The sequence below is a fragment of the Nocardia sp. NPDC059228 genome (assembly GCF_042754245.1).
Lineage (GTDB): Bacteria > Actinomycetota > Actinomycetes > Mycobacteriales > Mycobacteriaceae > Nocardia.
The window spans coordinates 78,702-99,122 of sequence record NZ_JBHZAL010000008.1 but is presented as its reverse complement, the minus strand read 5'-3'; the positions used below and the strand labels follow the sequence as shown (position 1 = coordinate 99,122).

Here is a 20,421-nt window from a genome sequence, read left to right as displayed (position 1 = left end):
AGCTCCGCCAGCCTGAGGGCTACCGTCTGGTCTTCGCCCTCGCGATGGCCACAGGCGCCCGCCGACCCGGCCGGCTGAATCAGCCTCCGACCTCGCCGAGCCGGCGGCGCAGGTAGGCGCGCTCGGCCTCGTTCGCGGTGAGATCGAGCGCGGCCCGGTATTCGCGTGCCGCGGCCTCATCACGGCCCGATCGACGCAGCAGATCGGCGCGCGCGGCCGCGACCAGGCGGGCCAGGTCGGAGCCGGGTGCGGCGGCCGCCGTGTCGAGTAGTTCGAGCCCGGCGTCGGGGCCGGAGCGCATGCCGACGGCAATGGCGCGATTCAAAGCGACCGTGGGGGAGGGGGTTCGGAGCATCAGCGCGTCGTACAGCTCGGCGATGCGCGCCCAGTCCGTATCCTCCGGGCCCGCCGCCGTCACATGGCACGCGACGATCATCGCTTGCAATTGGTACGGGCCCAGCCGATCCCGGCGGGCCGTGCGGCGCAGCTCGGCCAGCCCGGCCGCGATCAGCCGCCGATCCCAGCGGCCGCGATCCTGCTCCTCGAGCGGAATCAGCGTCCCGTCGGCCCCGGTCCGCGCGGCCGCACGCGATTGCTGCAGCAGGACAAGGGCATTCAGCCCGCCCGCCTCCGGATCGTCGGGCATGAGTTCGACCACCAGCGCGGCCAGCCGCTGCGCCTCCGCGGCCAGATCGGGGCGTTGCAGATCGGGTCCCGCCCCGGCCAGATAGCCCTCGTTGAACAGCAGATAGATCACGCCCAGCACGGCGCGCGTGCGTTCCGGTAGCAGGTGCGCGGGCGGCACCCGATACGGAATCCCGGCAGCGCGGATCTTCTGTTTGGCCCGCACCAGCCGTTTGGCCATGGTCGGCTCGGGAACGCCGAAGGCCCGGGCGATCTCGGCGGTGGTGAGCCCGGTCAGCGTGCGCAACGCCAGCGCGACCTGCGCCTCGAAGGCCAGCGCCGGATGGCAGCAGGTGAAGATCAGCCGCAGCCGGTCGTCGGGAATATCGGTGCCGGACACGGGTTCTCCGGAATCGGGGGTGTCGATGAGCGCCAGCGCGCGCAGCTTCTCGGCTCCGACGCGTTCACGGCGCAGCCGGTCGACCGCACGGCGGCGGGCGGCGGTGAGCAGCCACGCACCGGGCCGCTCGGGCACACCGTCCCGCGGCCAGGTACGCCAGGCCAGCGCGAACGTTTCCTGCGCGCACTCCTCGGCCAGATCCCAGTCGCCCAGCCCGCCGATGAGCGTGGCCACCAGCCGCGCCCACTCCGTCCGGAAGGCGGCGGTGAGAGCGGCGTCGACCGCGGTCACGGCGTCCGGACCGGGCGAATCTCGATCTGCCCGAAGCGACTCGCGGGATGCCCGGCCGCCACCTCGATGGCCGCGTCCAGATCCGCCACCTCGATGAGCGCGAAGCCGCCGATCTGATCCTTGGCCTCGATGAACGGCCCGTCGGTGAGCAGCACCTCGTCACCGCGCACCCGGACCGTGGTGGCGGTGTGGCTGGGGTGCAGCCCCTCGTGGGCGGTGAGCACGCCGCGGGCGAGCAGATCCTCCAGCCACGCCCGGAACGCCCGCAGGCCGTCCTCGTCGACGACGTCGTCGGCCCGGCTCTCATCGGCGCTGATCAGCAAGAGGTATCGCATGGTCGTCACTCCCTAATCTCCCGCACGACGGACGGGACTCATCTACCCGACGAACAGGACCGACGCGGATGGACACCACTATGCCGAGCGAGGGTGTCCAAATCGGGGATTCCCGTTCGTCGTCCCGGTATCGATCCCCGACCACGGAGAAGGCCATGCCCAGAGTGATTTCCGCCGACGGCACCACCATCGCCTACCATCGCGCCGGTTCCGGCCCGGCCCTCGTCTTCCTGCCCGGCGCCTTCAACGACAGCGGCACCTGTGCGCCCCTGGCCGAGCAGCTCAGTGACCGCTACACGGTGGTCCGCCCGGACCGCCGCGGCCGGGGTGAGAGCGCCGACGCCATCGTTCCGGCCGGCGCCGGGGCCTATGAGGTCCAGCGCGAGATCGAAGACCTCGACGCGGTCATCACCGATATCGGCGGCGCCGCAGCGGTTTTCGGCTTCTCCTCCGGCGGCATCCTCGCCCTGCGGGCCGCGGTCGCCGGCTCGCGCATCACCCGCCTGGCCCTCTACGAACCGCCGTTCGCGCTGGGCGGTCTGTCCGGCCATACCCCGCAGCGGCTGCCGGAACGCCTCGCCGATCTCATCGCCCGCGGTGAACCCGGCGCGGCCGTGGAACTGATGCAGCTGGAGGGCATCGGCCTGCCGCCGGACGTGGTCGAGCAGGTGAAGCACTCACCGGTCTGGCCGCAGCTGGAAGCTATCGCCCAGACGGTGGTCTACGACGCCGCCATCTGCCGCCCGCCCAATCTGCCGACCCCGGCCATGGCCCGTCTCGACCTCGCGACCCTCGTGATCAGCAGCCCCGATTCCTGGCCCGGCGTTCGCTCCGCCGCCCGGGCGCTGCCCGCCGAACTCGTCCGCGCCCGCTATGTGGAGGTGCCGGGCGGCGCGGATCACGGCATCCCCGCCGAGGCCACCGCGAAGGTGCTCGACGCCTTCCTTGCGGAGGATCCGGCGAGCCGAGTGCGCTGACTCGCGCCCGCCATGGCCGGTCACCGGCCTGTCCGAGTGCTCACACTGTGCTGCTATTGCAGTTATTACGCAATAACTTGGAGGGGTGGCTTCCGAAGAGCAGACCGAACTCGACTACCGATTCACCCTCGCGAACGAACGCACCTTCCTGGCCTGGATCCGCACCGCGCTGGGCCTGCTCGCGGGCGGCGTCGCCGTCCACACGCTGGTCGAAGGCTTCCGCATCCACGGCGTGCGCGCGGCCATCGCCATGTCGGCCATCGTGCTGGCGGTGGTGCTCGCGGTCGGGGCGTACGCGCAGTGGCGCAAGGTGGAACGGGCCATGCGGGCGGGCGAACGGCTGCCGGGCAATGCGCTGATCCCGGTACTCGCGGCCGGTGTCGCGCTGATCTCCGCGATCGCCGTGGTCGGCGTGCTCAGCCTGTGAGCGCGCCGGCGATCGCCCGCGATCCCGGACTGGCGACCGAGCGCACCGCGCTGGCCTGGCGGCGCACCGCCATCTCCGCCGTCGCCAATGCCGCACTGTTCACGAAGGTGGCCGCCGAGGGCGGGATCGACTGGCAGCCGACCGGTCTGCTGCCGCTGAGCGCGGCCGTGGTCATGATGCTGGTGGCGGCAATCGCCATGGCGCGCAGCAGAAGTCTGCACCGCGGCGCGCATCGCGGCACCGGGCCGCTGCTGCTCCTGGTGTCCGCGGGGGTGACGGCGGTGGGGCTCGCCGCGACGGCGATGGTCCTCGCGCACTGGGCCTGACGTCGCGGCGGGCAGCGGTCGAAACCGCCTGAGCCAGGCATGCTCACCGGCCCGGAGTGAGCGAATCGCGGGTGGCGGGACGCGGCCGCCGACCTCCCGGATCGATTGCGTGATGATTGCTAATCTGGCGCCATGAGTGCTGGTCAGCGGCTGGACGGATCTCGGTCCACCGGATCCCGATGAGGGTCCGGGGCGGCCGCGACGCCATCGAGGCGGGCACCGCGTTCCTGGCGGCGCTCGTCGCCGGGCTGTCGCTCATGGTGCCCATCGACTTCGCGTGGACCTCTCGCAGTTCGGCACTGCACCTGGAACTGCTGGTCTTCAGTCTGCCGCAGGCGATTGCGGCGGGGGCGCTGGTCGCGATCGTGATCGCGGTGCTGACCACCGCGCTGGGCGGGCAGAGCCTGCGCTGGGGTGTGGCGCTGGGCGGCGCGGCGCTGCTGTTCGTCAATCACCTGCTGGGGGGCCACGCCGTACTCGGCACCTCGCTGGCCACCCTGAACTTCCTGGATTCCATTGCCGGTGGGCTCATTCTCGGCGGTTCGGGGGCCGGGGTGCTGTCTCGCTCCCGCGTCGAATCCCGGTACACCTGGGCGACGTCGGCGTGGCTGCTGGGCGCGCTCGGCAGCGTGGTCGCCCAGGACCTCATGCCGGAATCCGAGTCCAAGGTGGCCGATCCGCACTTCCCGCAGAACTGGCCCGCCCTCGGCGCGCCCCCGCTGTGGCTGATCGCGCTGGCCCTGCTCGTCATCGGACTCCGGTTCCTGCGTGAGCCGGGCGCGCATCCGGTGGAAGCACATTCGATCCAGCTGCCCATCGTGCCGATCATCGCGGGCGCCCTCATGATCGGCGTCGACCTGGTCGGATCCGGGGTGCTGGCCCGCCACGGCGACAGCCCGCTCGCGATCGCCGTGACGTGCGCGGCCACGGTCGCCGGGGCCCTGCTCACCGCGCTCATGCTGCCCAGGCGGGACGGCGTCCAGGTGCTGCTCGCGGTGGCGCTCGCCGGGACGGGCAGCGCCGTCCTCGTGACGAGCATTCCGGGATGGTCGATCTGGGGTCTGTTGGCGCTGGTCGCCGGCGGGCTGGTCGCGGGTATCCGCTGGCCCGGTGTGCGGGCCGCCGCGGTCGGCATCATCGGCTTGTCCGTCTACGCGGTGCTGACGGTCGTGGCCGGGCATCCCGTCGTCCTCACCGTGCTCGGGCACGCGCTGCTCGCCCTGCTGGCGGGTTACTGCTTCGGCGCGGTCACCCCGCGCTACGGCTCCACCCGGGTGCTCGGCATCGCCCTGATCTACGTGCCCTCACCGGTGCTCGCGCTGCGCGACTACGCCCGGCGTGGGCACTGCCTGCTGATCGACCCCGGAAAGCCGTGCACCATAGCCGATTTCACCTCGTTCGCACCCGGCTGCGCGGCCATCGCACTCGCGGTGGGCTGTGCGCTGGGCCTGTGGGCGCTGCTGCGGCGGCGGCCCGAACAGGCTCGGGTGGCGGCGTCCGCGAGCTGAGCGTCCCGAGCGCCCGTGGCCGAGCGGCCTGGGTACCGTGGCGGACATGAATTCGCTGCTGCACCGGATATTGGATATCGCGCCGATCTGGGTGTACCTGGTCGTCACCCTGCTGGTGTTCGCCGAGGACGCGATCTTCGTCGGTTTCGTGATCCCCGGTGAGACGGCGGCGGTGCTCGGCGGTGTGGCCGCCAGCCAGGGACATGTGCTGCTGTGGCTGATGATCCTGCTGGTGGTGGCCGCCGCCATCCTCGGCGACAGCGTCGGCTACGAGGTCGGCAAGCACGTGGGCCCGAGGCTGCTGCAGGCCTCGATGCTGGACCGGCATCGCGGCCGCCTCGACCGTGCCCAGGACTATCTGGCCCGGCGCGGCGGCTGGGCGGTGTTCCTCGGCCGGTTCACCGCGTTCTTCCGGGCCATGATGCCCGCGCTGGCGGGCACTTCGCGCATGCCCTACCGGCGCTTCCTGCTGTTCAATGCCGTCGGCGGAATCGTCTGGGGCACCACGTTCGTGGTGCTCGGCTTCGTGGCCGGGCAGTCCTACGAGGCGGTGGCCAAGACGGTCGGCCGGGACCTGGCCATCGGTGTCGTCGCCATCGTCGTGCTCGCGCTGATCGTGTGGAAGCTGCGCGAACGTCGCCGCGAGCGGGCCTTCGAGACCGAGTACGAGGCGACCCACCAGGGACTGATGACTCCCGAAACCGATTGAGCCCAATCGGTTTCGGGCGTCGCCCGGCTCAGACCGCGGCCAGTTCGCGCTGCGGCTCGGGCTCGCTGTCCTCCTGCGGCCCTTCGATATTCAGCGTCGGCAGCACCCGATCCAGGCGGCGGGGCAGCCACCACGCCCGGCGGCCGAGCAGGGCCAGCACCGCGGGGACCAGCGTCAGCCGGACCGCGAACGCGTCCACCAGCACGCCCACCGCCAGGGCGAAGGCGATCGGCTTGATCATGGCGTCGTCGGTGGGGACGAAGGAGGCGAAGACCGCTACCATGATCGTCGCCGCGGCCGTCACCACCCGGGCGTTGTGGCGGGTGCCCTCGATGATCGACGCCCCGGCGTCGCGGCGGTGCAGCCACTGTTCGCGAATCCCGGACACCAGGAACACCTCGTAGTCCATGGCCAGACCGAACAGCACGCCCACCAGGATGATCGGCAGGAAGCTCACCACCGGCCCGACCTTCGAGACGCCGAACAGGTCCGCGGCCCAACCCCATTGGAAGACCGCGACCGTGGTGCCCAGTGCCGCCGCGACCGACAGCAGGAAGGTGACTGCCGCCTTCACCGGTACCGCGATCGACCGGAACACCAGGACCAGCAGCACCAGGCTCAGGCCGACCACGATGCCCAGGAACGGCGCCAGGGACGCGGAAAGCCGTTGCGAGACATCGATGGTGACCGCGGTATCGCCGGTGACGGCCACCTCGGCCCCGGGGACCGCGCCGGGCGCCCGATCGCGGATGGCGTGGACCAGATCGGTGGTCTGCCGCGACTCCGGCGCGCTGGCCGGAATCACCATGATCAGCGACTGGCCTGCCCGCTGGGTCGGCTGCGGCGGTGCGACATACGTGACGTCGGGCAGTCCGCGCACCGTGTCGGCGACCGTCGCGGCGGCCCGGGTGTCGCCGTTCGGCGTGTCCACGACTACCACCAGCGGGCCGTTGAAGCCGGGACCGAACTTCTCGGCGAGGGTGTCGTAGGCCTGCCGCTGACCCGTCGCCGCGGCGGCGGAACCATTGTCGGGCAGGGCCATTCGCAGCGAGGCTGCAGGCAGGGCCAGCAGGATCAGCGCCCCGGCCACGGCCACCACGGTGACGAGCGGCCGCGCGGTGACCAGCCGTGCCCAGCGCGCGCCCATGCTGTCGGCTCCGGTGGCGGTGGCCCGGCGATGGGCGCGCGAGCCCGCCCGCGGCGTCAGCCGGACGCCGGCGAATCCGGCCAGCGCGGGCAGCAATGTGAGCGCCACCGCCACCGCGATCAGCACCGCCCCGGAGGCGGCCAGCCCCATGACGGTCAGGAACGGAATGCCGATCACGCTCAGCGCCGCCAGCGCGATGATCACCGTCGTACCCGCGAAAACGACTGCGCTGCCCGCGGTCTCATTGGCCCGCCGCGCCGATTCCCGGGGCGTCAGCCCGGCGGCCAGCTGGGACCGGTGCCGGGACAGGATGAACAGCGCGTAGTCGATCCCGACCGCCAGGCCCAGCATGAGCGCCAGCGTCAGCGCGGTCGACGACACCGGCACCGCCGCGCTCAGGGCGGACAGCCCGCCCACCGTGACCGCGATGCCGAAAACCGCTGACAGGATCGGCATTCCGGCCGCCACCAGTGATCCGAACGTGATCAGCAGGACCAGCACCGCCACCCCGAGCCCGAGGATCTCGGTGACGCCCGGCTGCATTTGCCCGGCCCCGTAGGCGGAGCCGCCGACCGACACGTCCAGCCCGGCCGCGCGTGCGGTCTCGCCCGACCGTTCGACCGCGTCCCGGGCGGCGCTGGTCACCTTGGACCGGTCGCCGTCGAAGTGCACGACACCGATCGCGGTGCGCTGGTCCCGCGAGACGGCTCCCGCCTGCTGGGGCGTGGTCACCCCGATCGCTCCCGGCGCGGTTCCCGCGGCCTCGAGGGTGTGCTGGATCGCCGTGCGATAGGGCGCCTCGGTGATGAGGTGTCCCTCGGGCGCGGTGAAGACCAGTTGCGCGTTGGCTCCCGCCGCGTCGGGCGCGGTCTCGGACAGGGTGTCCAGCGCCCGCTGGGACTCGGCCCCGGGCACGGTGAAGCGGTCGTCGAGGCGGCCGCCCGCCAGCGCGGCGCCGCCGACGACGGCGATTAGCAGAATGGCCCAGATCGAGACGACCAGGCCACGGCGCCGGAAAGCGAAGTCGCCGATCCGGCCCAGTAATGCGCTCATCGGTGATTCCTCTCGGAGGCGTGCGAGTTGATGTTGACGGGCGTAAACTTTATGGGTGTTAACTTGCCTCGCGATCTGTACAGGTGTCAACATCAATGTCGTGGACATCACCGACGATGTGGCGAAGAAACCCGCACGCGAGGGTCCCTACCACCACGGGGACCTGCGCAATGCCCTGGTGAGCGCCTCCGCGCAGCTCGCCGAGATCGGCGGGCCCACCGCGGTCACCGTCCGCGCCGCCGCCCGGGCGGTCGGCGTCACCGCCACCGCGGCCTACCGCCACTTCAACGGCCACGAGGAATTGCTCGCCGCGGTGCGCGAGCAGGCCGAGGAAGCCCTGTTCGAGGCCCTCGACGGCGCGATGAAAAACGTTCCGGCGCAAGCTGATCCGACCTCGGCCGCGATCGGCCGGCTGGCCACCGCCGGGCGCGCCTACATCGAATACGCCGAGCGGGAGCGCGGCCTGTTCCGGACCGCGTTCTGCGGCAGCGATGTCGACGTGGACAAAGAGGTGCTCGAGGATCCCATCTTCCAGCTCATCGGGACCGGAATCGACGCCTTGGTCACGACGGGATTCATGGATCCGCGTCAGCGGCCCGGCGCGGAGTTCACCGCATGGGCGGCCGTACACGGACTGGCGAGCCTGATCGTCGACGGCCCGCTGGCCGACGCCGAGCCCGCCGATCGCGAGACGGCCATCGATCACGCCGTCGCCACCGTGCTGCGCGGATTCGCCACCGGCCCGCGCGCCGAGCCGTACCGCTCGACCGATCCGCACATCGCGCTGCCCGCCTGATTCCGGCGACTCGCCGCGCGAATTGTCCTGTGTTCACCGCCATGTCGCGAGTCCGTAAGCTTGCGGCGTTTTGATGACCGCGCAAACGGACTCACGGTGACAAGGTTTTCTCGATGCTGAATCCCCTCGGCACGGTGCCCCGCACGGGCATTCCGGCACAGCTCGCCGCGCAGATGACGATGGACGAGCAATACGACTGGCACCGTTCGTATTTGAAACGGCATCGCGTGAGCCGGCGCACCTTCCTGCGGGGCAGCGCGGCCGCGGCCATGGCCGCCGGACTCGGCTCCGCCTTCGGCGGCCGCGGCGTCGCCTACGCCGACGACGCCCCGCTGACCGTCGGCGGCCGCCGCGTCGGGTACGGCACGGACGCGGCCGCCCAGCTGCGCTTCTCCGCCCAGCTGTCGCGAAACCCGGGGGCCACCAAGGTCTTCCTCGATCACGGCCCGACCCCCGCGCTCGGCGGCACCCTCGAGGCCGAGGTTCGCAACCTGGTCACCCAGCTCCCGCGCACCGACGGGGGAGTGCTGTCGGCCGAACAGTTCTACGTCCACGCCCCCGTCGACGGACTGCCCGGCCGCCTGCCGCACTTCTACCGCTGGCGCACCGCCGACGGCTACAGCAGTGACGTGCTCTCCGCGAGCACCGCCATGCCGAGTTCGCGTGCCGCACTGCTGCCGTTCCGCTTCACCATGATGGGCGACCAGGGCGTCGACGACACCCCGGCACTGCCCGCGGGCATGCCGGCGGGCGCCTACCGCAACAAGTACGGCGACGGCGACGCCCCGAGCTCCCGCAATGCCGAGAACATCCAGCGCCAGATCGTGGCCAGCAACCCGGAATTCCACATTCTGGCCGGCGACATCTGCTACGCCGACACCTCCCACGGCGGCGGCCCGGACTGGTTCGTGCCCAACGGCAAGGCCGACACCGACGCCATCGACGCCTACAACCCGTTCGTGTGGGACACCTACCTGCAGGCCATCGAGAGCAGCGCGGGCCACGTGCCCTGGATGTTCGCCACCGGCAACCACGACATGGAAGCCGTCTACGGCAATCACGGCTACGGCGGCCTGATGGCGCGCATGGACTTTCCGGACAACGGGCCCGCGGGCTGCCCGTCGGTGTACTCCTTCACCTACGGCAATGTGGCGGTGCTGTCGCTGGACGCCAACGAGGTGAGCTGGCAGGTCCGCGCCAATCTCGGCTATTCCGGTGGCGCACAGAACAGTTGGGTGGAATCCACCCTGGCGGACTACCGCGCCGACCCGAGCATCGACTTCATCGTCTGCTTCTTCCACGAGTGCGCCTACGCCACCGGCATCGGCGGCGCCAGCGACGGCGGCGTGCGCGGAGCCTGGGCCGACCTGTTCGACAAGTACCGCGTCGATCTGGTGCTGCAGGGCCACAACCACAACTTCGAGCGCACCGACCCGATGCGCGGCGGGCAGCCGACCAAGGCCGCACCCGACAACTCGATCGTCTACCCCGACACCGACGGCACCGTGTACTACGTGGTCGGCGGAGGCGGCGCGGCGCACGGCACCTTCGCCGCGGGCGACACCTACCGCGGCAACGAGCGGCCCGACACCTTCGTGCCGGAGAGCACTCTGTGGGGCTCCGACGGTAAGGAGGGCAAGGAGGCCGTCGCCTGGTCGCGGGTGCGGTTCAGCCGCTACTCGTTCATTCGCGTGGATGTGCGGCCGGGCGTGTTCTCCAGCGAGATGGACGTGGTCGCGGTCGACGAGCACGGGCGCGAATTCGACACCGTGACCTACCGCCGCCTGGTCTCCCGCTAGCCGCGCAACGGGTTCCCGGGAGCCGTGCCGTCCCCCGCGGCGGCACGGCGCATACTGGGTCCCGTGCTACAGACCCGAACACCGCTGCAGTTGAGCAGTTTGGTGAGCTCCTGGCGCTGGGACACCTCGACCGTGCTGGTCATCGCGCTCCTGGGACTCGCGTACGCGGCCTGCTTTCTCAAGGGAAGACAGCGCGGCGAACAGCTTCCGGTGAGCCGGGCCCTCTACTTCGGGCTGGCCGGACTGGGAGTGTGGCTGTACACCGGCGTCGGCATGATCGGCGTCTACTCCGACACCCTGTTCTGGGTGCGCGCGCTGCAGGTGCTCCTGCTGCTCTACCTGGTGCCCTTCGCGCTCGCGGCCGGTGCACCGTTCACCGTGCTGCGCGCGGCGCTGGGCCCGGCGGGCCGGAAACGCCTGGACGCCATGCTCTCCGGCGGTGTCGCCCGGCTGCTCACCCACCCGGCCAGCGCCTCGATGCTGATCCTGCTGCTGCCCTGGGCGTTGTTCCTCTCGCCCTGGTACGAGTCGGTGCTGCGGCACGGGGGCGTCGACGCGGTCACCCGAATCATCGTGGTGGCCATCGGGTTCCTGTACTTCTACTCGCGCCTGCAGATCGATCCGGTGCCCAAGCACTTCACGCAGGGGCTGTCGCTGCTCATCACCATCGCGGAGTCCCTGGCCGACGGCATCCTCGGCATCGTGCTGTGGCTGGGACCGCTGGTCGCCGCCGGCTACTACGGCTCGCTCGGCCGCACCTGGGGTCCGGACGCGCGCCTGGACCAGACCATCGGCGCGGGCATCCTGTGGCTGCTCGGCGATTTCCTCGGGCTGATCTACTCGCTGGTCGTCATGCGGGCCTTCGCCGCCGACGAGAAGCGCCGGGCCGGGGAGATCGATGCCGAGCTGGATGCCGCCGAGGCGGCGCGGTCGCGGCGGAAGGCGGTGTCGCGCACCGCGACCCGGGACACGGAGGCCGACGACGAGCCGGTGTCCACCGGACTGTGGTGGGAGAACGACCCGCAGCTGCGCGAGCGCTTCCGCCGCTGATCGCTGAAAGGTGACCTGTCTCACCATCTTTGGGAGTCGGTGATATCAGGACGCTTCATCAGCGCAGGGGTGTGAGGCGGGCCTCTTTATGCGCCGAAAGGTTGCCTGGGTCACTAGCGAAAGGCTCAGCGAACGCCATCTTTACGCAAAACATACTTTAAGGAGTGTCTTCGCTACGGTTTGGCAACAAGTAGGCAACATTTGCTGACTTATCTTGATCCGGGTGCTCGATGAGGACCTCGCTCCCAGGAGGGAAGCGCCCGATCAAGAAAGCGACGAGAAGTATGCGTTACACGAAGTTTGCCGCAACCTCGGCCCTGGCCATCGCGGCCGTCGGCATCTCCGCCGGGACCGCCTATGCCGATCCCGCGGCGGCCGCCGCTCCCGGCATCCACTGGGACACGAAGATCGATGGCGCTTCGGTGGTACTGAAGACCGACGCGGGCTCGCTGACCACCCAGGACGGCCAGTTCCAGGTGCGTGACAACAACGGCGGCCTGGTCACCCAGTTCCCGCTGAATATCATCACCGGTGACGTCGCCCACCCGGTCGCCGCCAAGATCGACGGCAACACCGCCACCTTCACCCCGAACATGGACCCGGCCGCCGGCTTCGCGGCCCCGGCCCTCCCGGCCCCCGTGGTCAAGGACGTCGCCAGCCAGGCCGACCAGGACGCCGCGTTCGGCGCCGCGGTGAACCAGTTCGGCATCGCCAGCTCCATGGGCACCCTGCTGGGCACCCTCGTCGGCGGCGTGGCCGGCTGCGCCATCGGCGCGCTGGGCGGCGCCATCGCCGGTGTCGTGATCATGTCGGTTCCGACCGGCATCGCGGGCTGTGTCGCCGGCGCCGCGATCGGCATCCCGCTGGGCGCCGCGGCCGGTCTGATCGGTGTCGGCGGGCCCGCCGCCATCGCGGTCGGCATCGGCCTGTTCAACCGCCTGAACGCGCCGGACTCCACCCCGGCCAGCTAGCCGCTGAACGACTGCCGGACCGGGACCACCGCGGTCCGGCCTGGCCGCGGCGGGCGGCGCGCCCGCCGCGGGAAGCAGCAGTGCCGGTGCAGGAGGCATTGCGTAGCAACAGAATTCGGGCCGGATCGCTTGGGGGCGATCCGGCCCGAATTCGTTGGTGCTGCCGAAAGGGTACGGCGAAACCCGAATGCCCCACGGACATGTCCGTGGGGCAAGGGATTTCGTATCGAACTAGCGCGGGCGGCGCGACACGATGGAGTCGCGGATCAGCACGAAGGCGATACCGGCCGCGAACAGCACCAGGAAGATGTAACCGACATTGCCGGTGCCCGAGGAGCTGCCCTGCTGGTTCTCGAACAGCATGGCCAGCAGGATCACGACGACGACCCAGCCGGCGGCGCGGGCGGTACGGCGCGACTCTCCGCTCCAGCCCCACGCGGCGGACGGAACCTCGGCGGTGTCGACCTTGGTGACAACCTCAGAGGGGTGCGCGGGTTCCAGTTCCGTGGCGGCCACTGTGGCTCCTTTACGGCTCGAATCGATTGCTGGCCAATATCGTGACATACGACCCAGCGTCGTAGCGAGCAGGGGGCAGGGGACAATGGACCCGTGTCCGACGTTGTGAGAGTTCTGCTGCTGGGCAGCACCGGTTCGATTGGTACGCAGGCACTCGAGGTGATCGCGGCCAACCCCGACCGCTTCGAAGTGGTGGGTCTCGCGGCGCGCGGGGGCAATGCGGACCTGCTGGCACAGCAGATCGCGGCCACCGGGACCGGCAACGTGGCGGTGGCCGATCAGGCGGCGGCCGCGAAACTCGGTGTGGCGCTGTCGGGTCCGGACGCCGTGACCGAGCTGGTCCGGCGCACCGACGCGGACGTGGTGCTCAACGCGCTGGTCGGCTCGCTCGGCCTGGAGCCCACCCTCGCCACGCTGGAATCGGGGCGGCGACTCGCCTTGGCCAACAAGGAGTCTCTGGTGGCGGGCGGCTCGCTGGTGACCCGGGCTGCCAAGCCGGGGCAGATCGTGCCCGTGGACTCCGAACATTCGGCGCTGGCCCAGTGCCTGCGCGGCGGCACCGCGGGCGAGGTCGCCAAACTGGTGCTCACCGCCTCCGGCGGACCCTTCCGCGGCTGGACCACCGAGATGCTGGAGTCGGTGAATCCGGCCGAGGCCAAGACCCATCCGACCTGGTCCATGGGGCCGATGAACACGCTGAACTCGGCGTCGCTGGTGAACAAGGGCCTCGAGCTGATCGAGACGCACCTGCTGTTCGGCATCGACTACGACCGCATCGACGTCACCGTGCACCCGCAGTCCATCGTGCACTCCATGGTCACCTTCACCGACGGCTCGACCCTGGCCCAGGCCAGCCCGCCCGATATGAAGCTGCCCATCGCGCTCGCCCTCGGCTGGCCGGACCGCGTTCCCGGCGCGGCCGCCGCGTGCGACTTCTCCACCGCCTCCACCTGGACTTTCGAGCCGGTCGACAACACCGTCTTCCCGGCCGTCGAGCTGGCTCGCCAGGCCGGTAAGTCCGGCGGCTGCGTGACCGCGGTCTACAACGCCGCCAACGAGATCGCCGTGCAGGCCTTCCTGGACGGGCTCATCCGATTCCCCGACATCGTGCGCACCGTCGCGCGCGTCGTGGAGTCCGCCGACCGCTGGAGCGCCGAACCCGGTAGCTTGGACGAGGTGCTCGCGGCGGATACGTGGGCGCGCGACACCGCACGCACGATCGTGCGCGGCTGACAGCAGGAGGGCTCGGAACCGGATGGTCTACGCGATCGGCTTCGTACTGTTCGCCCTCGGGATCACGGCCTCGGTCGCCCTGCACGAATGCGGCCACATGTGGACCGCGCAGGCCACGGGCATGAAGGTGCGGCGCTACTTCATCGGTTTCGGGCCCAAGGTCTTCTCCTGGCGGCGCGGCGAGACCGAATACGGTCTCAAGGCGCTGCCGCTGGGCGGGTTCTGCGATATCGCGGGCATGACCGCCCTCGACGAGCTCGAACCCGAGGACCTCGACCGGGCCATGTACCGGCAGGCCACCTGGAAGCGGCTGCTGGTGATGTCCGGCGGCATCCTGATGAACTTCCTCATCGGCTACCTGCTCATCGTGCTGCTCGCGGTGGGCTGGGGGCTGCCGCGTTTCGATCAGCCGCCGGCCACCCAGCTCGGGGCGATGAGCTGCGTGGCCAATATGGGCCCGGACCAGAAGGCGCTGCCCTGCACCGGCGAGGGCCCCGCGCAGCTGGCCGGATTGCAGCGTGGCGACCAGGTGACCGCGGTCAATGGCGTCAAGATCAAGACGTGGAACGACTTCCGCGCCGAGACGGAGAAGCAGACCGGCACCTTCACCTACACCGTCGAGCGTGACGGTCAGACCCTCCAGATTCCGGTCACCCCGCAGATGGCCGTCATTTACCAGGAGAAGAACGGCACCCCGAAGACGGTCGCCAAGGTCGGTGTCGGCCAGGACTATTACGCGCCGGTGCAGCACAACATCCTGTCCGCCATCCCCGCGTCGGGCGCGTTCACCGGCCAGATCGCGGTGCGCACCGTCGAATCCCTGGCCCAGATGCCCTCCAAGGTGGTCGACCTGTGGCACGCCGTCACCGGCGGCACCCGCGACCCGGAGACCCCCGTCAGCGTCTACGGCGCCTCCAAGATCGGCGGCGAGACCGCCGAGCACGGCCTCTGGTCCATGTTCGTCCTGACCCTGGCCAGCCTGAACTTCTTCCTCGGCGCCTTCAACCTGCTCCCGCTGCTCCCCCTCGACGGCGGCCACATGGCCGTCGTCATCTACGAAAAGCTCCGCAACCTCTTCCGCAACCGCAAGGGCCTCCCCGACGGCGCCCCGGTCGACTACCTGAAGCTGCTCCCCGCAACCTACGTCGTAGTAGTCCTAGGCGGCGCCTACATGATCCTCACCCTGGTCGCCGACATCGTCAATCCGGTGAAACTGTTCCCATAGCCGTTGGCGCGCTTGCGGATTCGATCGAGATGTCGCGCAGCAGAGTGCGGCAGAGCCGATCCGCCCGGCGGGTGGTTTCGGGCTGACGGTACTCCGGGGTCAGGGCCAGGACCTGTGCGCAGGCCGTCTCCAGGTCGATCAGGTGGCCGACGGAGACGTAGACCGGTTTGACGTTGGTGCGGGTGCGGAGGGCGCGGCCGATCGTGTCGCCGTCGATGGTGATGACGGTGGAGGCGCCGCGCTCGGGGGCGGGCTCCTCGAACTCGCCCCAGGCGTTCTTGGCGACTCCGATGGTCGGTACACCGGTCAAGAGGCCGAGGTGGCAGGCGAGGCCGAAGCGTCGCGGGTGGGCCAGGCCCTGAGAATCGCAGACGAGCAGATCCGGTGTGACGGTGAGGTTTTCGAGGGCGGCCAGGGTGGTGGGGAGCTCGCGGAAGGCGAGCAGGCCCGGCACGTACGGGAAATCGGTGATGCCGCGCGCGGTGGCGGTCTCGACGGTCTCGAGCGTGGCGGCGTCCAGCGCCACAATGGCGGCCGTCACATTGCCGTGGTCGTCGTAGGCCGAGTCAAGCCCCGCGATCGTGCGGAATTCCGGTGGCCGGGGGTTGGCGGCGATCACCCGCGCGCGCAGCCGATCCTGCAGTGCCACGGCCTCTTCCGGTGTCGCCGGCCACGGCTCTGGATTCGCTACCTTCACTTTTCGGAGCGTAAACCTTCGCGTCGATTGCAACGAATATGAACCGTGGGCCCCGGGCCGATTCCGAGTCCTGCGGCCCGCGCGGGTACCCTTGTCGCCGCCGTCACAGGGCGACCGGTATCAGAGCCTCGGTAAGCTCGGAGCCGGTAAGGGTGAGGACTTAGTCGAAAGTAGGCAGCCGATCGTGAGCAGTGCCATCGCTTTGGGGATGCCGGCCGCACCGGCGGCCGTCCTCGCACCACGGCGCAAGACGCGCCAGCTGATGGTGGGCAATGTCGGAGTGGGGAGTGAGTTCCCCGTCTCTGTCCAGTCGATGACCACCACCAAGACCCATGACGTCAACGCCACCCTGCAGCAGATCGCGGAGCTGACCGCGTCCGGCTGCGACATCGTGCGTGTGGCCTGCCCGCGTCAGGAGGACGCGGACGCGCTGGCGACCATCGCCCGCAAGTCGCAGATCCCGGTGATCGCCGACATCCACTTCCAGCCGCGCTACATCTTCGCCGCCATCGACGCGGGCTGTGCCGCGGTGCGCGTGAACCCGGGCAACATCAAGGAGTTCGACGGCCGCGTCAAGGAGGTCGCCAAGGCGGCCGGTGACGCGGGCATTCCGATCCGCATCGGCGTCAACGCCGGCTCCCTGGACAAGCGGATGCTGGAGAAGTACGGCAAGGCCACCCCCGAGGCGCTGGTCGAGTCCGCGCTGTGGGAGGCGGGCCTGTTCGAGGAGCACGGCTTCGGCAATATCAAGATCTCGGTCAAGCACAACGACCCGGTGATCATGGTCGAGGCCTACCGCCAGCTCGCCGCGCAGTGCGACTACCCGCTGCACCTGGGTGTGACCGAGGCCGGCCCGGCCTTCCAGGGCACCATCAAGTCGGCGGTCGCCTTCGGCTCGCTGCTGAGCGAGGGCATCGGCGACACCATCCGCGTCTCCCTCTCGGCACCGCCCGCCGAGGAAATCAAGGTCGGCACCCAGATCCTCCAGTCCCTCAACCTGCGCCCCCGCAAGCTGGAGATCGTCTCCTGCCCGTCCTGCGGCCGCGCCCAGGTCGACGTCTACACCCTCGCCGACCAGGTCACCGCGGGCCTCGAAGGCATGGAGGTCCCCCTCCGCGTGGCAGTCATGGGCTGCGTCGTGAACGGCCCCGGTGAGGCCCGTGAGGCCGACCTCGGCGTCGCCTCCGGCAACGGCAAGGGCCAGATCTTCGTCAAGGGCGAGGTCATCAAGACCGTCCCAGAGCACCTCATCGTCGAGACCCTCATCGAGGAGGCCATGCGCCTCGCGGAGGAAATGGGCGACACCACCGAATCCGGCGCCCCGGTCGTCACCGCCGGCTAGCCACACCCCAACCCGGCCCGGTCCGCATCGGCATCACCGCCGCTGTCGCCCGGGCCGTTCCTCGTTCGCGCCTCGGCCCGGCACCCATACCGGCCGCCGCGTTCGGAGTGATGTGGGGCGGATGTCGTACCGAGGGGTTGGATTGGGTTGGGGGTTGGGGCTTTTGCCTGATGGGTGGGCGGTTGGGGACAATCGTGCGGCGCGGGGCGGGAAGTTCTGGCAGGCTGTGAGCGTGCGGAGTGTGCTGGAGCCGACTCGCAGGGGCCGGACGTCCGGGACCCGTCAGCTCGCGAACCGCGATCTGACGCAGGTCTTGCGTGTGCTCGACACCGATCCGGTGGCGACCTGTATGGTCGCCTCGCGCCTGCAGGAGTACGGGCTGGACCCGCGCGGGGTGTACGGCGAACTGTGGACCCGGGGTGGGCCGGCGGAGTCGCTGTGTTTCTCGGGCGCGAATCTGGTTCCGCTGCGCGGTGGTCGCGACGATATGAAGGCCTTCGCGGAGCGCGCGATCAAGGGACCGCGCCTGTGCTCGTCGGTGGTGGGGCGGCGCGAGCTGGCTCTGCCGCTGTGGGAGTTGCTGGCCGAGCACTGGGGGACGCCGCGGGAGGTGCGCGAGGATCAGCCGCTGCTCGCGCTGGAACGGCCCGCGAGTATTGCGCCGGATTTGCGGGTGCGCCGGGTGCGGCCCGAGGAGATCGACCGCTATCTGGTCGCGGCGGTCGCGATGTTCACCGAGGAGATCGGGATCGATCCGCGCACGGGTGACGGCGGGCGCAGTTATCGCCGCCGGGTGTCGGGGCTCATCGAATCCGGCCGGGCCTGGGCACGATTCGAGGACGGTGAGGTCGTCTTCAAGGCGGAAGTCGGCGCGTTGTCGCGACGCACCGGACAAATTCAGGGCGTATGGGTCCATCCGGACAAGCGTGGCCAGGGCTACGGCACGGCGGGCACCGCGGCCGTGGCCAATGTGGTGGTCTCCTCCGGACGCACGGCCAGCCTATATGTCAACTGCTACAACAAAATTGCGCGCCGCGCGTACAGCAAGGTGGGGTTCCGCCAGGTCGCCACCTTTGCGACCGTGCTGCTGGATTGAGTTCACACTCTGTGATGTGAGCGTGAAATCCGTTCCGGTGCAGTGTGTCGCGCCGGTTTGCCGGTAGTTGGCTCTAGCATCTGACTCGATGTCAACACGGGTCTTCATCACACTGATCGCCGCCGCGGTCGCCCTCCCGGTCACCGTCGCCACGGCCGGTTGCTCGTCGGGTCCGCAGGGCCCCGCGCAGTCGGCCGAGGCCTTCGTCTCCGCCTTCGCCGACCATGAGGTGCAGGCGGCGGCCGACCGCACCAGCCAGCCCGAAAAGGCCGGTGCCGCACTGGCTTCGGCGTGGGACCAGCTGCAGGCGGAGAAGCTGGTGGCCACCACCGGCGCCGCCCGCGTCACCGGCGATACCGCCATCGTCGACTACACCTACGAATGGCATCTGCCCAAAGACCGCGTCTGGACATACCAGGGCCAGCTGCAGATGGGCCGCGCCAACGGGCAGTGGCAGGTGCGCTGGTCCTCCGCCGACATCCACCCGCAGCTGGGCAATACCCAGACGCTGCAACTGCGTTCGAATCCCGCGCCCCGGGCGCGGGTGAACGAACGCTCGGGCACTGACGTGATGGTGCCGGGCACGCTGTACCGGGTGCTGTTCACACCGTCGGCATCGTCCGACCCGACCAGGGTCTCCGCGGCGCTGGCGAACGCCCTGCACCGCTTCGACGCGCACCTCACCCCGGACTCGCTGTTGCGCGCGGCCGGCAAGGCCGACGGCGCCTACACCGCGGCGCTGCTCTCGGAATGGGAGTTCGGCGAGGTGAATTCGCAGCTGCTGGGGCTGTCCGGGGTCACCTTCAGCAAGGAGTTCGATCTGGTCCCCACCGACCGTCACTTCGCCCCCGACCTCATGACCGAGGTCCGCAAAACCGTCATCGACGAGGTGGACGGCAAGGCGGGCTGGAGCGTGGTGACCGTGAATGCCAATGGCGTCGACACCGATGTGCTGCAGGAGGTCGATCCCCAGACCTCCCCGTCGTTCTCGCTCAGCGTCGACCGCTACATCCAGAACGCCGCCCAGAGCGCGGTGGATGCCCGCACCGAGCAGACCATGATGGTGGTGCTGCAACCTTCCACCGGCGCGGTGCTGGCCATCGCCCAGAACGCGGCGGCCGATGCCGACGGCCCGGTGGCGGCGATCGGCCTCTATCCGCCGGGCTCGACCTTCAAGACGGTGACCGCGGCCGCGACCATGACCGCCGGCCACGCCACCCCGGACACCGTGGTGCCGTGCCCGAGCCAGATCGTGGTGGGGGAGCGCACGATTCCCAACTACGACCTGTTCAGCGTCGGCAATGTGGCCATGGCGACCGCCTACGAGCGTTCCTGCAACACCTCGTTCGCCAAGCTCGCCTCGGAGCTGGGTGGCCAGGATCTGCGCACCGCCGCGTCCGCGCTGGGGCTGGGCCCGGACTACACGATGGCGGGCCTGCCGACGGTGTCGGGTTCGGTGCCGCCCGACGATGATCCGGTGCAGCGCGCCGAGGACGGCATCGGTCAGGGCAAGGTGCTGGCCAGCCCGTTCGGTATGGCGATGGTGGCGGCGACGGTGGCGCACGGTTCGACGCCCGTGCCGTATCTGATCGCGGGTCATCCGACCCAGGTGTCCGGTGATCGGCCGCAGTTGAAGCCGGAGGTCATCAACGGGTTGCGGCTGATGATGCGCAAGGTCGTGCTCGGCGGTACGGCCGAGCGCATCATCGATCAGGGCGAGGTCTACGGGAAGACCGGTGAGGCCGAGGTGGATGGCGGTTCGCACTCGTGGTTCATCGGCTACCGCGGTGATCTGGCCTGGGCGACCCTGCTGGTGCGCGGTGGCAGTTCGGACAATGCGGTGGCGGTGACGCGGGACATGCTGGCGGCCCTGCCTCCGGGCTACTGAGGACCACCGCC

Annotated in this window: 19 protein-coding genes; 14 read left to right on the top strand and 5 right to left on the bottom strand. The window is 70.0% G+C overall.

The annotated features are described in order from the left end of the window. Window positions 1-79: 79 nt before the first annotated feature. Both ACFXKA_RS15525 and ACFXKA_RS15520 read right to left on the bottom strand, forming a co-directional pair. Complete coding sequence (locus ACFXKA_RS15525) at window positions 80-1,315, bottom strand: RNA polymerase sigma factor (protein ID WP_379427709.1); 1,236 nt, start codon at window positions 1,313-1,315, stop codon at window positions 80-82. Then, a complete protein-coding gene (locus tag ACFXKA_RS15520) occupies window positions 1,312-1,650 on the bottom strand; it encodes a YciI family protein (RefSeq protein WP_379427708.1) in 339 nt (112 codons plus the stop codon). The genes ACFXKA_RS15525 and ACFXKA_RS15520 overlap by 4 nt, the downstream gene beginning before the upstream one ends. Before the next feature lie 155 nt (window positions 1,651-1,805). Here ACFXKA_RS15520 and ACFXKA_RS15515 point away from each other — a divergent pair, with 155 nt between their 5' ends. The 5 genes from ACFXKA_RS15515 to ACFXKA_RS15495 all read left to right on the top strand — a co-directional run bounded on the left by ACFXKA_RS15515 (window position 1,806) and on the right by ACFXKA_RS15495 (window position 5,597). Next, window positions 1,806-2,627 (top strand): alpha/beta fold hydrolase, encoded by an 822-nt coding sequence (locus ACFXKA_RS15515; protein ID WP_379427707.1) that lies wholly within the window; start codon window positions 1,806-1,808, stop codon window positions 2,625-2,627. Between the two features lie 85 nt (window positions 2,628-2,712). After that, a complete protein-coding gene (locus ACFXKA_RS15510) occupies window positions 2,713-3,054 on the top strand; it encodes a YidH family protein (protein WP_379427706.1) in 342 nt (113 codons plus the stop codon). Next, on the top strand, window positions 3,051-3,380 hold the full coding sequence (locus tag ACFXKA_RS15505) for a DUF202 domain-containing protein (RefSeq protein ID WP_379427705.1): 330 nt from the start codon (window positions 3,051-3,053) through the stop codon (window positions 3,378-3,380). Before ACFXKA_RS15510 ends, ACFXKA_RS15505 begins: the two co-directional genes overlap by 4 nt. Window positions 3,381-3,559: 179 nt before the next feature. Then, entirely contained in the window at window positions 3,560-4,888 is a 1,329-nt protein-coding gene (locus ACFXKA_RS15500; RefSeq protein ID WP_379427704.1) for a hypothetical protein, read from the top strand. Window positions 4,889-4,934: 46 nt separating this feature from the next. Next, window positions 4,935-5,597, top strand: a complete 663-nt coding sequence (locus ACFXKA_RS15495; protein ID WP_354837636.1) for a DedA family protein — start codon at window positions 4,935-4,937, stop codon at window positions 5,595-5,597. Window positions 5,598-5,625: 28 nt separating this feature from the next. Here the strand turns inward: ACFXKA_RS15495 and ACFXKA_RS15490 are convergent, their stop codons facing one another. Continuing rightward, the gene (locus ACFXKA_RS15490) at window positions 5,626-7,797 is read right to left on the bottom strand and encodes an MMPL family transporter (RefSeq protein WP_379427703.1); all 2,172 of its coding nucleotides are present in this window, start codon (window positions 7,795-7,797) and stop codon (window positions 5,626-5,628) included. Window positions 7,798-7,897: 100 nt separating this feature from the next. On the opposite strand from ACFXKA_RS15490, the gene ACFXKA_RS15485 reads away from it, so the two are divergent. The 4 genes from ACFXKA_RS15485 to ACFXKA_RS15470 all read left to right on the top strand — a co-directional run bounded on the left by ACFXKA_RS15485 (window position 7,898) and on the right by ACFXKA_RS15470 (window position 12,413). After that, on the top strand, window positions 7,898-8,593 hold the full coding sequence (locus ACFXKA_RS15485; protein WP_379427702.1) for a TetR/AcrR family transcriptional regulator: 696 nt from the start codon (window positions 7,898-7,900) through the stop codon (window positions 8,591-8,593). A 113-nt stretch (window positions 8,594-8,706) separates the two neighbouring features. Continuing rightward, complete coding sequence (locus ACFXKA_RS15480) at window positions 8,707-10,392, top strand: metallophosphoesterase (RefSeq protein WP_379427701.1); 1,686 nt, start codon at window positions 8,707-8,709, stop codon at window positions 10,390-10,392. Window positions 10,393-10,455: 63 nt separating this feature from the next. After that, window positions 10,456-11,442 (top strand): cytochrome c oxidase assembly protein, encoded by a 987-nt coding sequence (locus tag ACFXKA_RS15475; protein WP_379427700.1) that lies wholly within the window; start codon window positions 10,456-10,458, stop codon window positions 11,440-11,442. 284 nt (window positions 11,443-11,726) lie between these two features. Continuing rightward, window positions 11,727-12,413: a hypothetical protein gene (locus tag ACFXKA_RS15470; RefSeq protein WP_354837631.1), complete on the top strand. Its 687-nt coding sequence runs from the start codon at window positions 11,727-11,729 to the stop codon at window positions 12,411-12,413. Between the two features lie 231 nt (window positions 12,414-12,644). On the opposite strand, the gene ACFXKA_RS15465 is transcribed toward ACFXKA_RS15470, so the two are convergent. After that, window positions 12,645-12,929, bottom strand: a complete 285-nt coding sequence (locus tag ACFXKA_RS15465; protein ID WP_364623898.1) for a DUF2631 domain-containing protein — start codon at window positions 12,927-12,929, stop codon at window positions 12,645-12,647. Window positions 12,930-13,022: 93 nt separating this feature from the next. On the opposite strand from ACFXKA_RS15465, the gene dxr reads away from it, so the two are divergent. Both dxr and ACFXKA_RS15455 read left to right on the top strand, forming a co-directional pair. Beyond that, entirely contained in the window at window positions 13,023-14,162 is a 1,140-nt protein-coding gene (gene dxr, locus ACFXKA_RS15460; protein WP_379427699.1) for a 1-deoxy-D-xylulose-5-phosphate reductoisomerase, read from the top strand. A 22-nt stretch (window positions 14,163-14,184) separates the two neighbouring features. Further along, window positions 14,185-15,387, top strand: a complete 1,203-nt coding sequence (locus ACFXKA_RS15455; RefSeq protein ID WP_379427698.1) for a M50 family metallopeptidase — start codon at window positions 14,185-14,187, stop codon at window positions 15,385-15,387. Here ACFXKA_RS15455 and ACFXKA_RS15450 read toward each other — a convergent pair. Continuing rightward, on the bottom strand, window positions 15,362-16,084 hold the full coding sequence (locus tag ACFXKA_RS15450) for an endonuclease V (protein WP_379427697.1): 723 nt from the start codon (window positions 16,082-16,084) through the stop codon (window positions 15,362-15,364). The genes ACFXKA_RS15455 and ACFXKA_RS15450 overlap by 26 nt on opposite strands. A gap of 208 nt (window positions 16,085-16,292) precedes the next feature. Between ACFXKA_RS15450 and ispG the strand changes: the two genes are divergently transcribed. The 3 genes from ispG (at window position 16,293) to ACFXKA_RS15435 (ending at window position 20,410) form a co-directional block, all read left to right on the top strand. Further along, window positions 16,293-17,426, top strand: a complete 1,134-nt coding sequence (gene ispG / locus ACFXKA_RS15445) for a flavodoxin-dependent (E)-4-hydroxy-3-methylbut-2-enyl-diphosphate synthase (protein ID WP_379386894.1) — start codon at window positions 16,293-16,295, stop codon at window positions 17,424-17,426. A 232-nt stretch (window positions 17,427-17,658) separates the two neighbouring features. Continuing rightward, the gene (locus ACFXKA_RS15440; RefSeq protein ID WP_379427696.1) at window positions 17,659-18,522 is read left to right on the top strand and encodes a GNAT family N-acetyltransferase; all 864 of its coding nucleotides are present in this window, start codon (window positions 17,659-17,661) and stop codon (window positions 18,520-18,522) included. An 88-nt stretch (window positions 18,523-18,610) separates the two neighbouring features. Next, window positions 18,611-20,410, top strand: coding sequence for a penicillin-binding transpeptidase domain-containing protein (locus tag ACFXKA_RS15435; RefSeq protein ID WP_379427695.1), 1,800 nt, complete (start codon window positions 18,611-18,613; stop codon window positions 20,408-20,410). The last annotated feature ends 11 nt before the right edge of the window (window positions 20,411-20,421 follow it).

Excerpts from the sequence above, each read along its gene's own strand:
- ACFXKA_RS15515 (WP_379427707.1), top strand. The coding sequence starts at position 1,806 with ATGCCCAGAGTGATTTCCGCCGACGGCACCACCATCGCCTACCATCGC.
- ispG (WP_379386894.1), top strand. The coding sequence starts at position 16,293 with ATGCCGGCCGCACCGGCGGCCGTCCTCGCACCACGGCGCAAGACGCGC.
- ACFXKA_RS15470 (WP_354837631.1), top strand. The coding sequence starts at position 11,727 with ATGCGTTACACGAAGTTTGCCGCAACCTCGGCCCTGGCCATCGCGGCC.
- ACFXKA_RS15480 (WP_379427701.1), top strand. The coding sequence starts at position 8,707 with ATGCTGAATCCCCTCGGCACGGTGCCCCGCACGGGCATTCCGGCACAG.
- ACFXKA_RS15455 (WP_379427698.1), top strand. The coding sequence starts at position 14,185 with ATGGTCTACGCGATCGGCTTCGTACTGTTCGCCCTCGGGATCACGGCC.
- ACFXKA_RS15435 (WP_379427695.1), top strand. The coding sequence starts at position 18,611 with ATGTCAACACGGGTCTTCATCACACTGATCGCCGCCGCGGTCGCCCTC.
- ACFXKA_RS15490 (WP_379427703.1), bottom strand. The coding sequence starts at position 7,797 with ATGAGCGCATTACTGGGCCGGATCGGCGACTTCGCTTTCCGGCGCCGT.
- ACFXKA_RS15500 (WP_379427704.1), top strand. The coding sequence starts at position 3,560 with ATGAGGGTCCGGGGCGGCCGCGACGCCATCGAGGCGGGCACCGCGTTC.
- ACFXKA_RS15520 (WP_379427708.1), bottom strand. The coding sequence starts at position 1,650 with ATGCGATACCTCTTGCTGATCAGCGCCGATGAGAGCCGGGCCGACGAC.
- ACFXKA_RS15495 (WP_354837636.1), top strand. The coding sequence starts at position 4,935 with ATGAATTCGCTGCTGCACCGGATATTGGATATCGCGCCGATCTGGGTG.